General features: G+C 72.1%; 13 protein-coding genes and 1 tRNA gene. 3 read left to right on the top strand and 11 right to left on the bottom strand.

The annotated features are described in order from the left end of the window. Positions 1 to 415: 415 nt before the first annotated feature. The 7 genes from QL987_RS03115 to QL987_RS03085 form a co-directional block, all read right to left on the bottom strand. Positions 416 to 754 carry a hypothetical protein gene (locus tag QL987_RS03115; RefSeq protein WP_290156217.1) on the bottom strand — a complete coding sequence of 113 codons (339 nt, stop codon included), beginning with the start codon at positions 752 to 754 and terminating at the stop codon, positions 416 to 418. Positions 755 to 1,789: 1,035 nt separating this feature from the next. Continuing rightward, positions 1,790 to 3,412 (bottom strand): chaperonin GroEL, encoded by a 1,623-nt coding sequence (gene groL / locus QL987_RS03110; protein WP_111073788.1) that lies wholly within the window; start codon positions 3,410 to 3,412, stop codon positions 1,790 to 1,792. Positions 3,413 to 3,629: 217 nt separating this feature from the next. Then, positions 3,630 to 3,833: a cold-shock protein gene (locus tag QL987_RS03105; protein WP_022903461.1), complete on the bottom strand. Its 204-nt coding sequence runs from the start codon at positions 3,831 to 3,833 to the stop codon at positions 3,630 to 3,632. A 250-nt stretch (positions 3,834 to 4,083) separates the two neighbouring features. After that, the gene (locus tag QL987_RS03100; protein WP_290156216.1) at positions 4,084 to 4,680 is read right to left on the bottom strand and encodes a LytR C-terminal domain-containing protein; all 597 of its coding nucleotides are present in this window, start codon (positions 4,678 to 4,680) and stop codon (positions 4,084 to 4,086) included. After that, on the bottom strand, positions 4,677 to 4,976 hold the full coding sequence (locus tag QL987_RS03095) for a DUF3263 domain-containing protein (protein ID WP_253464859.1): 300 nt from the start codon (positions 4,974 to 4,976) through the stop codon (positions 4,677 to 4,679). Before QL987_RS03095 ends, QL987_RS03100 begins: the two co-directional genes overlap by 4 nt. Positions 4,977 to 5,072: 96 nt before the next feature. After that, entirely contained in the window at positions 5,073 to 6,089 is a 1,017-nt protein-coding gene (locus tag QL987_RS03090) for a DUF2332 family protein (protein WP_290156214.1), read from the bottom strand. After that, positions 6,089 to 6,580, bottom strand: coding sequence for a GNAT family N-acetyltransferase (locus QL987_RS03085; protein ID WP_290156213.1), 492 nt, complete (start codon positions 6,578 to 6,580; stop codon positions 6,089 to 6,091). Before QL987_RS03085 ends, QL987_RS03090 begins: the two co-directional genes overlap by 1 nt. Before the next feature lie 73 nt (positions 6,581 to 6,653). Here QL987_RS03085 and msrB point away from each other — a divergent pair, with 73 nt between their 5' ends. Continuing rightward, on the top strand, positions 6,654 to 7,055 hold the full coding sequence (gene msrB / locus QL987_RS03080) for a peptide-methionine (R)-S-oxide reductase MsrB (protein WP_111073793.1): 402 nt from the start codon (positions 6,654 to 6,656) through the stop codon (positions 7,053 to 7,055). A 93-nt stretch (positions 7,056 to 7,148) separates the two neighbouring features. Next, positions 7,149 to 7,221: transfer RNA gene (locus QL987_RS03075), tRNA-Thr, on the top strand. Positions 7,222 to 7,267: 46 nt separating this feature from the next. Here the strand turns inward: QL987_RS03075 and QL987_RS03070 are convergent. The 3 genes from QL987_RS03070 to QL987_RS03060 all read right to left on the bottom strand — a co-directional run bounded on the left by QL987_RS03070 (position 7,268) and on the right by QL987_RS03060 (position 10,863). After that, on the bottom strand, positions 7,268 to 8,629 hold the full coding sequence (locus tag QL987_RS03070; RefSeq protein ID WP_290156212.1) for a hypothetical protein: 1,362 nt from the start codon (positions 8,627 to 8,629) through the stop codon (positions 7,268 to 7,270). Between the two features lie 350 nt (positions 8,630 to 8,979). After that, positions 8,980 to 10,011 (bottom strand): aldo/keto reductase, encoded by a 1,032-nt coding sequence (locus QL987_RS03065; RefSeq protein WP_290156211.1) that lies wholly within the window; start codon positions 10,009 to 10,011, stop codon positions 8,980 to 8,982. A 54-nt stretch (positions 10,012 to 10,065) separates the two neighbouring features. After that, entirely contained in the window at positions 10,066 to 10,863 is a 798-nt protein-coding gene (locus tag QL987_RS03060; protein WP_290156210.1) for an alpha/beta fold hydrolase, read from the bottom strand. A gap of 35 nt (positions 10,864 to 10,898) precedes the next feature. Between QL987_RS03060 and QL987_RS03055 the strand changes: the two genes are divergently transcribed. Next, positions 10,899 to 11,663 (top strand): NAD(P)H-hydrate epimerase, encoded by a 765-nt coding sequence (locus tag QL987_RS03055; RefSeq protein WP_111073797.1) that lies wholly within the window; start codon positions 10,899 to 10,901, stop codon positions 11,661 to 11,663. Positions 11,664 to 11,744: 81 nt separating this feature from the next. Here the strand turns inward: QL987_RS03055 and QL987_RS03050 are convergent, their stop codons facing one another. After that, positions 11,745 to 12,686, bottom strand: coding sequence for a 2-deoxy-5-keto-D-gluconate 6-phosphate aldolase domain-containing protein (locus QL987_RS03050; protein ID WP_290156209.1), 942 nt, complete (start codon positions 12,684 to 12,686; stop codon positions 11,745 to 11,747). Positions 12,687 to 12,721: the final 35 nt, after the last annotated feature.

Raw genomic sequence — 12,721 nt, 5'->3', positions numbered from 1 at the left:
CTGGCCGGGGGCCCGCCCGCCGTCCAGGTCGCGGAAACTGCTGCCCGCCCCCGTCGCGAGCTGCACTTCGTGCAACCCGGACGCCCGCCTGACGGCCTGTCGTGCGACCTCATGGGGAGCGGCCCGGGAGGCCCTTCCACCGCCCGTCGTCGAGGTCGCAGGACCTGCCGCCCACCCCCGTCGCGAGCAGCACTCCGTGCGACCCGGGCGCTCGCCTGGTGGCCTGTCGTGCGACCTCGCCAACTGCGCCCTGCCACCCTCGGCCGGGAGGCCCTTCCACCGCCCGCCGCCCAGGTCGCGGAAACTGCCGCCCACCCCCGTCGCGAGCAGCACTCCGTGCGACCCGGGCGTCCGCCTGACGGCCTGTCGTGCGACCTCGCCGAGCCTGACCGCCCCGCGTCGCGGTGAAGTCGACTCACGATGCTGACGCAGAGCCTCGCGCTGGACTCCGCCGCCGTACCGCGAACGCCTGGCGGAGTCGCTCGAAGACCAGTGCCGGACGGGACGCGTCGAGGGCAGTGGCATGCACGACGAGCCATCCGTTGACGACGAAACCGTTGTCGCGCCGTTGATCGTGCTGGAACACTTCGCGGTCGCGATGGTGGTCACCGTCGTACTCGAAGGCGATCCGGTACTCGGGCCACGCCATGTCCACACGACCGAGGAACGTCCCGGAAGGGTCCTCGACGTCGAGGTTGAGCACGGGCTCCGGGAATCCGGCGTCGACCAAGGCGAGCCGGAACCATGTCTCCATCGCTGATTCCGACCCGGCGCGGACGAGTTCGATGGCGGCTCGTGCCACGCGGACGTGACGGTGGCCCGGACGGATCGATGCGGCAAGCCCGTCGATGGTGGTCAGAGCGCTCCTCCCGACGAGGTGGTCACCGACCGCGACCAGATCACGGAGCCCGAGCACGGAAGCGCACTCCCACCAGGCCTGTTCCGGGGTGCTGCACCGGACTCCTCGGACCGTGGTCATCGGGGCGTCTGCTCGGGCCCGGTGGCCGGTCACGCCCGGGCGGCGCATCAGTGGACCGCGGCCAGCCGTGGAGACGTGGTTCCGATCCTGTTCCCGCCCGGGCAGCGGTGCTCCCCAGAGGCGCGCCGCCGTGGTGTGACTGAAGAACTGGTCGGTTCCCAGGACGAGTGAGAGCGCGTTCACCAGCGTCCCCTCGTACCCGCGCCCGACGCGGACCCCGTGGACGGGTCGTTGCAGATCGCGGCGACGAAGTCGTCCTGGGTCGAGGCCCGAGGACAGCGCGTCGCGAACACGGAAGGGCTGCGCGTCGAACGGGCTCGGGAGCGGTCGTGGCTGCACCATCTCGACAGTCTCGGGAACGCGGCGGCGGACCGAGCCGACGGCTCCCGCTCCCTGTGGAGAACGACGTGATGTGAGCCTCCAGTGCAGGAGCCTGCAAGTCGGGCACTCGCGAACCGCGCGATCGAGCGTTCCCGAAGTCGCGAGACGCGCCGCAGCCCGAGCACTCAGGTCGCGAGACGTGCCGCAGACCGCTCGGCCTGCAGGCAGTTCGAGCGACCTCGACGAACGGACGGTGCAGACGCCGGCCCGCCGGCCCACCGGTGGCACAGTCCTCAAGTCGCACGACACGCCACGGACTCTCCACCGAGGTCGCACGAAGTGCTGCCTCGGGACGCGGCGGGCGGCAGTTCGTGTGACCTCGGCCGCCGCCGCAGGCCGCCGCCGCAGGCCGCCGGCCCCCGCCCGCCGGGCACGCGGAAGGGCCCCCGCACGCGAAGCGTACGAGGGCCCTTGCCGAGCAGGTCCGGACTAGAAGTCCATGCCACCCGTGGGGTCGCCGGCCGGCATGGCCGGGTTCTTCTCCGGCTTGTCGGCGACGACGGCCTCGGTCGTGAGGAACAGACCGGCGATCGAAGCAGCGTTCTGCAGCGCCGAACGCGTGACCTTGGCGGGGTCGATGATGCCCGCGGCGATCAGGTCGACGTACTCGCCGGTCGCGGCGTTGAGGCCCCAACCGGACTCGAGCTCGCGGACCCGAGCAGCGACGACACCCGGCTCGAGACCGGCGTTGAGCGCGATCTGCTTGAGCGGCGCGTCGATTGCGACACGGACGATGTTCGCGCCGGTTGCCTCGTCGCCCTCGAGCGAGAGACCGTCGAGTGCGACCTTGCCGGCCTGGATGAGGGCGACGCCACCACCGGCGACGATGCCCTCTTCGACGGCTGCCTTCGCGTTGCGGACGGCGTCCTCGATGCGGTGCTTGCGCTCCTTGAGCTCGACCTCGGTCGCGGCACCCGCCTTGATGACGGCCACGCCACCGGCGAGCTTCGCGAGGCGCTCCTGGAGCTTCTCGCGGTCGTAGTCGGAGTCAGTCGCCTCGATCTCGGAGCGGATCTGACGGACACGGCCGGCGATCTGCTCGGCGTCGCCGGCACCCTCGACGATGGTCGTCTCGTCCTTGGTGATGACGACCTTGCGGGCACGACCGAGGAGGTCGAGCGTCGCGTTCTCGAGCTTGAGGCCGACCTCTTCCGAGATGACCTGGCCGCCGGTGAGGATCGCGATGTCCTGCAGCATGGCCTTGCGACGGTCGCCGAAGCCCGGGGCTTTGACGGCAACGGACTTGAAGATGCCGCGGATCTTGTTCACGACGAGCGTGGCCAGGGCCTCACCGTCGACGTCCTCGGCGATGATCAGGAGCTGCTTGCCCGCCTGGATCACCTTGTCGACGACCGGCAGGAGGTCCTTGATGTTCGAGATCTTCGAGTTGACGATCAGGACGTAGGCGTCTTCGAAGACGGCTTCCTGACGCTCGGGGTCGGTGACGAAGTACTGCGACAGGTAGCCCTTGTCGAAGCGCATGCCCTCGGTCAGCTCGAGCTCGGTGCCGAAGGTGTTCGACTCCTCGACGGTGACGACACCTTCCTTGCCGACCTTGTCGATGGCCTCGGCGATGAGCGCGCCGATGGTCGGGTCAGCGGCCGAGATCGACGCGGTGGCGGCGATCTGGTCCTTGGTCTCGATCTCCTTGGCGTCGGCGAGCAGCTGCTCGGAGACGGCCGCGACGGCCTTCTCGATGCCGCGCTTCAGGGAGATGGGGTCGGCGCCGGCCGCGACGTTGCGCAGGCCTTCACGGACGAGTGCCTGGGCGAGCACCGTTGCGGTGGTCGTACCGTCACCGGCGACGTCGTCGGTCTTCTTGGCGACCTCCTTGACGAGCTCCGCACCGATCTTCTCGTACGGGTCGTCGAGCTCGATCTCCTTGGCGATGGAGACACCGTCGTTCGTGATCGTGGGGGCGCCCCACTTCTTCTCGAGGACGACGTTGCGGCCGCGCGGGCCGAGCGTCACCTTCACGGCGTCGGCCAGCTGGTTGAGGCCGCGCTCGAGGCCGCGTCGGGCCTCTTCGTTGAAAGCAATGATCTTTGCCATGTGAGTTCTTCGTCCCTCCCGGACGTCGTCATCGGGGTCGTTCTGGCACTCAGTGTGACCGAGTGCCAAGCCCGATTCTGGCACTCGCCACCCGAGAGTGCAACACAGTCTGGAGGCTCGCCCCGCTTCCACAGGTCGGCCCGGCCCGCAGCGGCCACCGACATGACGAACGCGCCGCCCCCGACGGGGACGACGCGTTCGCAAGCGGTTCTGCGACTCAGGCGGGACGGACCGACTCGGCCTGCGGGCCCTTCGACCCGGTCCCGACGTCGAACGTCACTGCCTGGCCCTCTTCGAGGACCTTGTAGCCGCTCATGTCGATGGCCGAGTAGTGCACGAACACGTCCTGGCCCCCTCCATCCACGGTGATGAAGCCGAAGCCCTTCTCGGCGTTGAACCACTTCACGGTTCCGTTGGCCATGTTCCTTGCTCCCTGCGGTACTGCTGGTGCGAACGACGACACCATCGCAAATGGCGTCATCGGGTCAGAGCGCTGTCGCCTCGCCCACCTCCGCAGTCGGTCCTCGAAGTGAGGACCCGTCGCGAACACGGGGTGACCACTGGTGACTCTGACCGAGTGTCACGATTTCGGCAAGGGGTGTGACACGTATTTCACGCAGCGATCCACGATCCGCAACGTGCCGGAAACACAGGGCCCCGGAACAGCGGTCTCAGCCCGTGAAGTCAGCGCCGAGGACGACCGAGACGTCCGCGTTCGGGAAGGCCGACGACCGCTGCACCGCCGAGGTGCCGAGCGACTTCGCGATGCCCTCGGCCAGCGCCGCCTGGGACTCCTGCTGGTAGTAGACGATGGTCTGCGTCGAACCGGTCGTGCCGGCGTCGCCCGTGGACGTCACCTTCCAGCCCGCGCCGGTGAGCTTCGTCGACGCGTTCGCCGCGAGCCCCGTCGTCGAGGTGCCGTTCAGCACGACGAGCGTGGTCGCGCCCTGGTCGGCCGGGGAAGCGGCCGCGGCCGCCGGCGAGGACGCTCCACCGGACGGCTCCGACCCGGCCGAGGCACTGCTGGTCGGGGTCGAGGTCGCCGATGCGGACGGTGCCGACGTGGCCCCACCACTGCCCTCGGTGAACTGCACGCTGCCGTTGGCGAGGGCGAGCACGAGGACGCCGACACCGACCAGGACGCCGGTGGCGAGGGCCGCCCAGGCGAACACGACCCAGCCGCCACCCCGACGGGCGGGACCACGGTGCGCGCCGACCCGGGGGCCGTCGGTGACGTCGTCGAACCGGTCTCGCGGGAATCTCGTCATCGTTCCTCTTCACGTCCTTCGTGGTCGGCCGGGGGCGCGACGAAACTGCGGGCAGCGCGGGCGCTCGTCCGGGCCCGGCGGAGACGCTGCAGCCGGGTGACCAGCTGCGGGTCGTACGCCAGGGCCGCCGGTGAGTCGATCACCCGGTTCAACACCTGGTAGTACCGCGTCGGCGACCAGTCGAACTCGACGCGGATCTCGGCTTCCTTCGTCCGGTCGTGCCGTGCCCGCTCGTGCTCGAACGCGAGCACGTGCTTGGCGAGCTCGGTGAGCTCGTCGGTGGGGAGGGCGGTCACACTGGTTCCGATCGCGGACGGGTTGCAGGTCTCGCACATCGTAGGGGCGCTCGGCAGGTCGACCCTGGCACGGCGCTGGACTGTCGCGGAACCCGCTCAGCCGAGCGTCTGGCCGAACCACCGGACCCGGGTGCCGAACGCGTCGGACACGGCGAGCGCCCGGCCGTCGAGGGAGAGCGTCGCGAACGCGTCCGGATCGGCGGGGTCGACGTCGGGTGGCAGCGTCGCCGCGACCCCGGTGAGGATCCCGGTCCGCTCGAGCGCCACCCAGCGCACGCCCCGCGCACGCAGGCGGTCGACGAGCTGCTGCCGCGCGGCACCCGGCACGTACACGAGGGTCCCGGTGGTCATGACGACCGGCTCGCAGCCGTCCGGCAGGGCGTCGAGGGCGTGGTCCAGGTCCTCCGGCACGCGGCCGCGGATCCGGACGGGAGGCTCCACCAGCGTCGCCCGCAACGCCTCCGCCATCAGGGCGGTCCGGTCCGTCGCCTCGGGCGGGACGGCCTCGACGAGTCGCTCGAGTGCGCCCGGCGCCGCGGGGTCGATCGGGTTCGGGTCGAGGGCCACCCGCGCCCCGATCCGGATCGGCCGCGCTGCCGGCCCTGGAGGCGTCCCGGTGACGTCGGCGACCAGGTGCACGGCGGGCCCCGGCACCGCGGTGTGCACCCGGACGAGCGGCCCCCGTGCTCCGTCCGGGCGGTCGCACTGCCGGTGGTCGAGCGTCACCCGGTCCGGGATCGAGCAGAGCCCGGCTGCCGCGCCGACGTCGAGCAGGCCGAGCGGTCGGTCGGTCGCTGCGGCGAGCGCGGCGAGCACCGGCACCACGGGGGCGAGCCGGCGCGGGTCGTTGGCCTGCACCGTGGCGGTGGTGAGGGCTGCGACCAGGGCGGGGCGGGCCTCCCGTCCGAGGGCGCGAAGCGACCCGGCGTCCGTCGGGTCGGCGCCGAGACGTCGGGCCACCGCGAAGAGGAGCTCCGGCTGTCGCTGGGTGGCGGGGACCTCGTCGAGGAGCGCGACCAGGTCGTCGTCGAGGGAGCGAGCCCAGGCCGCGTACGCGGGCGAGACGGGCGCGATCCGGTCGGCGTAGGTGCGGTAGCGCTGCCGGGTGTCCATCAGGACGCCGGGCGGTACATGCCGACGTGGGTGATGCCGGCCTCGTCGTAGGGCGCGCCGAAGCGGACGAAGCCGTGGCGTTCGTAGAGCGCGGCGACGTACTGCTGGGCGTGCAGGACGAACGCCTCGTGTCCGTGTTCGGCGAGGACGGCGGCGACGAGCCGGCCGGCGACGCCCTGTCCACGGTGGTCCGGGTGGGTGGCGACCCGGCCGATCACCCGGGTCGGCGCGGCGCTGTCGGCGGGGTGCGGTTCGGCGGCGGCTGGTCGGACCAGGCGGAGGTACCCGGTGACCGCGGTCTCGGTGTCACCGGTCAGCCGCTGCTCGGTCCACCAGTGCTCGGTGTCCGGGTCGCGGTCGCGGCCGTCGAAGTCCTCGGCCGTGACGCGCTGTTCGAGGGCGAACACCCGGTTCCGCAGCCGGACGATGTCGTACAGTTCGTCGGTCGTCAGGTGTTCCCAGCGGGCACGGTGGACGGAATGACCGGACATCCCGCGGAGTTTAGTCCAGCGACGCACGATGACCGGTCGACACCCGTCCCGGTCGGAACCAGGAGGTACGCACATGGCATACAACGTCGACAAGTCCGACGCCCAGTGGCGCGAGGAACTCTCGCCGGACCAGTACGCCGTGCTCCGCCAGGCCGGCACCGAGCGCCCGTGGACCGGTGAGCTCCTCGACGAGGAGCGCGCCGGCGTCTACACGTGTGCGGCGTGTGGTGCGGAGCTGTTCAAGAGCGGCACGAAGTTCGACTCCGGCTGCGGTTGGCCGTCGTTCTACGAGTCGGTCGACCCGGCGGCGGTGCAGCTCATCGAGGACAAGTCCCTCGGCATGGCCCGCACCGAGGTCCGGTGCGCGAACTGCGGCGGCCACCTCGGTCACGTGTTCCCGGACGGCTTCGGGACCCCCACGGGCGACCGCTACTGCATGAACTCGGTCTCACTCAACTTCTCGGCCGAGAAGTAGGCGCGGAGCAGGACCGCTGACGGCGCTCGGACTCCGGTCCGGGCGCCGTCGTCGTGTGCCACACCCCGGCCTGCCGGTACGATGGGCGGGTCAGCCGGCATGGCGCAATTGGTAGCGCACCGTACTTGTAATACGGGGGTTGCGGGTTCAAGTCCCGCTGCCGGCCCTCAGCTCACGACCGATCCTGCGGGTGGCCCCGGGCCCCGCTGCGGTCAGCGCCGCTCGACGTAGGCGCACGGCAGCGTCACCACCCACGGTGACCGGTCCGGCGCCTGCCGCAGTCCCACAGTCCTGCGGTTCCCGCTCGCGCACGCCTCGCGGGCAGCGGGGACCTGCGAGGTGATGGTCGGCCCGTCGGACCGCCCCGCGTGGCCGGTGTCGTGGTGGTGCACCACGAGCGTCAGTGCCACGGCGACGGCGAGAGCGATCGCGACGGCGCGACGGAGCCGGTGCCCCCAGATCGCGTCCGCGGTGACCACGAGTGCGAGGAGCAGGAAGCCCGAGCTGACGGTGGCGTACCGGATCGGGCCGAAGTGCGCGACGTGGTCCGCGAGGCCCTGCGTGAAGAGGAACCCGTCGGCAGGGGTGACGAGCAGTGCGGCTGCCCAGAGCGCGGCGGCACCGAGGACGGTCGCGGACACGAGCCAGCGGTGCGCTGCCTGCCCGGACACGATCGCGGCGACCGCCACGGCGACGGAGACCACGGTCAGGGCGACGATCGGTGCCGTCCCGGCGTCGGCGATCATCGTGGACACCGCATCGAGCCGGGTCGTCCACACCGTGGTGAGCGGGACCGACACGAAGCCGACGACGACGTCCGCGATCGTCACCGGACCCGAGGCGCCGTAGCTGATGGCCGGTCGGGGGAACGCGACGACGGTGGCGACCTGCGCGGCTCCGGCGGCCAGGAACGCGGCGACCACGGGCCACTTCCGCCGGTCCCGGATCCCGGCCAGGAGCAGCGGGGCGAACAGCAGGGCCTGGGTGTCGCTGAGCACGACAGCGACGACGAGCACGGCGGTGCCGGCCGACGTCCACCACGACCTGGGGACGGCGAGCAGGACGACGGGGACCAGGAGCAGCAGGAACGAGTGCAGGTTGTTCATCGTCCCGAGTGCCTCACGTGGCGCGGTCGGGATCAGCGGGGGCACGGCGGCGAGCAGGAACGGTGCCACCGGGGTGCGCAGCACGGTCCGGCTGTACAGGTAGAGCAGTGCGCTCACCGCGCCGACGCCGGCGCAGGCGAGGAGGGTGACGGTCTGCGCGAGGTGCTCCGGCCCGGCGATGGTGCCGCTCACCGCTGCGATGAGTCGGGGGACGAGCTGCAGGTACCCGCCGAAGGGCCGGAAGAGCGTGGCCCCGAGTCCGTCGACGAAGTACGCGGAGACGAAGTCCCGGCCGTCCTCGGCCCACAGCGTCGCGCGTTGCTCGGGGTCCAGGCGGGACCAGGCGACCGCGGTGGCGAGCACCAGCACGAGCGCGGCGAGGAGTGCGGTCCGGAGGCGACCCGCCGACGTGACGGGAGCGCCCGACGTCGCAGCGGGCCCCGACGTCGACAGCGTCGAGCGCCTCATCGGTTGCATGCTCGTCGGACCACTGGTCGAGGGTACGACCTGCGGCCCAGGACCGGACTCCCGACGACGGTCCGACGCGCCGGTGTTCCGACACGGGAAGAGCGCCGACATCGGAGGGGCGCCGACATGAGCAGAGCCCCGAGCGACCAGGTCGCTCGGGGCTCTGGCGCGGGTGGAACACGGATCAGGGGTGTTCCGGACGCTCGGCGCGGTAACCAGCCGGCCGTGTGTCGATCCTGACACCCGCACGACCGCCGGGTCCACGCCGCCGGACGACATCAGCGGTTTCCCGCATCATCCAGCGGGCCGCACCGGACCCGTGTCCAGCCCGGCCTCGCACCGGCGCGGGATCAGCGTCCGCCGCTGATCTTCCGCACGCGCTGCGCAACCCCGGCCGTGCCGTACGGGTAGTCGTCCACCCGGGGCGCACTGGCGTCCGTGAGCGCGGTGAGTTCGGCGTCCTCGAGCACCAGGTCGGCGGCGCCGAGGTTGTCCTGCAGCTGCTCGACGGTCCGGGCACCGAGGATGACGCTCGTCACGGCCGGACGGGCGAGCAGCCAGGCGAGGGACACCTGGGAGCGCGAGGCCCCGTGCGCCTCGGCGACGGTCGAGACCGCGTCGAGCACCTGCCAGGTGCGCTCGTCGGCGTTGCGGGCCTCCCACGCCTCCATGCCGCGCTTCGGGTCCTCGCCCAGACGGGTCGAGCCGGTCGGGGCCTCGTCGCGCTGGTACTTGCCGGACAGCCAGCCACCGGCGAGCGGCGACCACGGCAGCAGGCCGATGCCGGCGTCCAGGCAGGCGGGCACGACCTCGTGCTCGATGTCGCGGACCAGCAGGTTGTACTGCGGCTGCAGGGTGACGGGCGGTGCCCAGCCGTGCGCCTTCGCCTCGTAGACGGCCTTCGTGACCTGGTAGCCGAGGTAGTTCGAGAAGCCGTACGAGCCGATCTTGCCGGCCGAGACGGCGTCGTCGAGGAAGCGCAGGGTCTCCTCGATCGGGGTCAGGGCGTCCCACGCGTGCATCTGGTAGAGGTCGATGTGCTCGACGCCGAGCCGCTCGAGCGAGGCGTCGAGGGCGACACGGAGGTGCCGGCGCGACAGTCCGAGGTCGTTGGGGCCGTCGCCCTGCGGGAAGCGGCCCTTCGTGGCGAGGACGACCTGCTCGGCCTCGGTCGGGTGGGCCTGCAGCCAACGGCCGATGATCCGCTCGGACTCGTTGCCCGAGTACACGTCGGCCGTGTCGATGAAGGTGCCGCCGCCGGCCACGAAGGCGTCGATGATGGCGTGGGAGGTGGGTTCGTCGGCTTCGCTGCCGAACGTCATGGTGCCGAGGGTCAGCGACGACACCACTGTCCCGCTGTTGCCGAGGAGTCTGTGTTCCATGGCGCGGACGCTACGCCGCGCGGCCTCCGCAGCGGGAGGGCCCACGAGTACCCGTCAGCGGTCGCCGGACAGGCCCTCCCCCAGGAACGCGATCGCCGCCTCCCGGAAGTGCCGCGACGTCGGGGCATTGAAGTGGTTCCGCCCCGGGATCTCGACGAACGTCGCGTGCGGCGCCGTCTCGGCGAGGCGCAGCGCGCTGTCCTTGATGCCGTCCTCGCTGCCCGCGGCGAGCAGCAGCGGCTGCGTCGGCGCGTTCTCGGGTGTGGGCTCGATGCTGTCCCGCATCCCCTCGACCATGGCGACGAGCGCGCGGAGGTCGTTGCCCTCCACCCCAGCGGCCATCGTCAGGTACCCGTTGGTGACGCGGTCCTCGACCGGGGTGCCGTCGGTGATGAACGCCCGCGCCTGGTCGACGCGGACGCGCCGCATCGGGTCGGCGTCGGGGATGCCGCCCAGGACCGCACGTGAGATCCGGTCGCTCATCCGTTCGGCTGCGTGCCAGCCGACGCGGGCACCGAGCGAGTACCCGAGGAACGCGACGTCGTCGAGCAGGTAGGTGTCGATGACCGCGGTGACGTCGTCGACGAGCAGGTCCATCGAGTAGCTGTGCGGCTCGTGCGGTTTGCCGCTGGCCCCGTGGCCGCGCTGGTCGAACGCGATGACCCGGCGTCCGGAACGGACGAGGTCGCGGGTCCACCCGGCGGCGTGCCAGTTGAGGAGCGCTCCGGAGGCGAACCCGTGCACGGCGACGACCGCGGGGGCGTCCGGGTCTCCGAAGTCGTAGGTGGCGAGCGGCAGGCCGTCCGGGGACATGACCACCCGGGGGCGGGGCGCTTCGGGGACGAGAGACATGGCCTGCCCAGGGTAGCGGGGGCACAGTGGCTCGCATGGACGGGTACGGCAGCGATCAGATCCGAGCGGCAGAACGAGGGCACCTGGCGGCGGGCGAGCCCCTCATGCAGCGGGCCGCCGACGGGTTGGCCGCGATCGTCGGCGACCTGTTGGACGACCCGGCGGTCCGACCCGGGGACGGCCCGGGTTCGGTGTTGGTCCTCGCGGGCAGCGGCGACAACGGCGGGGATGCCCTGTTCGCGGGGGCGCGGCTGGCGTCGGCCGGGAGGCACGTCACGGTCCTGCGCGTCGGCTCACGTGTCCACGAGGCGGGCCTGGCAGCGGCCCGGGATGCCGGCGCGCGCCTCCTGGACGACCCGGTGGCGGACGGTGCGAGCGGTTCCGCGTCGGGTGCGGCGGACATCCTGCACGCGGCGACCCCGCCGGTCGGCGAGCGGCTGGCGCAGGTCGGCCGGGAGGCCGCCCTCGAGGCGGACCTGGTGCTCGACGGGATCCTCGGCATCGGTGGCGGCGGACCGCTGCGGTCACCGGCGCGGGAGGTCGTGGCCGGCCTCCGCGAGCTGGCCCGGGAACAGCGTGCGCCGTTCGTCGTCGCGGTGGACGTGCCGAGCGGCATCGACGTGGACACCGGCGGCATCGCGGACGACCACGTGCTGCACGCCGACGTCACGGTGACGTTCGGCGGGGTGAAGGCCGGGCTGCTCCGGGGACCCGCGGCGACGCTCGCCGGACGGATCGAACTCGTCGACGTCGGGATCGGTGCGGACCTGGCGGCGGTGGAGCCGCTGGTCCGCACCTGACCCGCGCGGGATCGCTCGCGCCGGACCGTCAGCCGGGCGACCGGGCGACCGGCGACCGGGCCGCCGGACGGTCGGTCGGGGTCAGACCGAGCCGGCGTCGACCCCGTGCTCGACGTCGCCACGGGCCTCCAGCCAGGTGTCGACGAAGTGCCGGTAGTTCGCGGCGATGAGCTGCTCGGCCGCCTCGGTGTCCAGGTGCTCGCGGACGACGTCCTCGAGCGGTTCCTCCCAGTTGCTGCGGCCGATCGCGAAGCCGACGAAGCCGTCGACCGGTGCCGCGGTGCGCAGCCAGGCGTCGAGCTGCTCCTCGGGCGCGTCCCGTCCCAGGACGATGCACTGCACGGTGTCGCGTCCGCCGCGGCGGGCGGTGGCGACGACGCGTTCGGCGTCCTCGCGACGGTCCAGGCCCTCGAGCTTCCAGACGTCCGCCTCGACGCCGTGGTCCTGCAGGAACTCCAGCACCTGGACGACCAGGTCGGGCCGGAGGTCACGGTCGTAGTCGTCGACGGCCGACTGCTGCTTGTCGGTGCCCGGCACGAGCAGCTCGACGAGGAACGGGCGTCCGGCGTCGTGCAGGGTCGCCGAGACGCCGGCGAGGGCCGCTGCCTGCTGCTCGCGGTGGTCGGCGTCGAAGGCGGGGTTGTCCCGCACCAGGACCTTCACCCAGTCCGGGTCGAACGCGTCGACGTGGGCGACCCAGTCGTCGCCGTACTCGAGCTCGAACCACTCGCGGCCGGAGCGCTCGACCGGCATGGCGAGCTGGAGTCCGGCCTGCTTGGCGAGCCGGGCGACGTCGGCGCCGTAGCGCTCGTCGACCAGGACGCCGGTGTGCTCGCGGGCGGCGCCGGCGGCGAGGGCGGTGAGGACCCCGCGGTAGACGAGCTGCTTGCCGGCGCGGACGCGTTCGGCCTCGGCCTCGTCGGCGGGCTCACCGGAGTCCTCGTCGTAGGTGTGCTCGAGGAGCGAGGACCGCTGGTCCATCGCGAACAGGAACAGGGGGTGGGTCTCGTCGAGGATCGGCATCGCCCCGGTCTACTCCGTCGGGGCTCCCCGGCGGT

This window comes from Curtobacterium sp. APC 4022 (genome assembly GCF_030407555.1).
Taxonomy (GTDB): domain Bacteria; phylum Actinomycetota; class Actinomycetes; order Actinomycetales; family Microbacteriaceae; genus Curtobacterium.
Note: the sequence above shows the minus strand (reverse complement) of the source record. Positions and strands in the feature narration are given on the sequence as shown.

Bases quoted from the DNA above. Each gene is read 5' to 3' on its own strand.
- QL987_RS03115 (WP_290156217.1), bottom strand. From the start codon at position 754: ATGGAGACATGGTTCCGGCTCGCCTTGGTCGACGCCGGATTCCCGGAG.
- groL (WP_111073788.1), bottom strand. From the start codon at position 3,412: ATGGCAAAGATCATTGCTTTCAACGAAGAGGCCCGACGCGGCCTCGAG.
- QL987_RS03105 (WP_022903461.1), bottom strand. From the start codon at position 3,833: ATGGCCAACGGAACCGTGAAGTGGTTCAACGCCGAGAAGGGCTTCGGC.
- QL987_RS03100 (WP_290156216.1), bottom strand. From the start codon at position 4,680: ATGACGAGATTCCCGCGAGACCGGTTCGACGACGTCACCGACGGCCCC.
- QL987_RS03090 (WP_290156214.1), bottom strand. From the start codon at position 6,089: ATGGACACCCGGCAGCGCTACCGCACCTACGCCGACCGGATCGCGCCC.
- QL987_RS03085 (WP_290156213.1), bottom strand. From the start codon at position 6,580: ATGTCCGGTCATTCCGTCCACCGTGCCCGCTGGGAACACCTGACGACC.
- msrB (WP_111073793.1), top strand. From the start codon at position 6,654: ATGGCATACAACGTCGACAAGTCCGACGCCCAGTGGCGCGAGGAACTC.
- QL987_RS03070 (WP_290156212.1), bottom strand. From the start codon at position 8,629: ATGAGGCGCTCGACGCTGTCGACGTCGGGGCCCGCTGCGACGTCGGGC.
- QL987_RS03065 (WP_290156211.1), bottom strand. From the start codon at position 10,011: ATGGAACACAGACTCCTCGGCAACAGCGGGACAGTGGTGTCGTCGCTG.
- QL987_RS03060 (WP_290156210.1), bottom strand. From the start codon at position 10,863: ATGTCTCTCGTCCCCGAAGCGCCCCGCCCCCGGGTGGTCATGTCCCCG.
- QL987_RS03055 (WP_111073797.1), top strand. From the start codon at position 10,899: ATGGACGGGTACGGCAGCGATCAGATCCGAGCGGCAGAACGAGGGCAC.
- QL987_RS03050 (WP_290156209.1), bottom strand. From the start codon at position 12,686: ATGCCGATCCTCGACGAGACCCACCCCCTGTTCCTGTTCGCGATGGAC.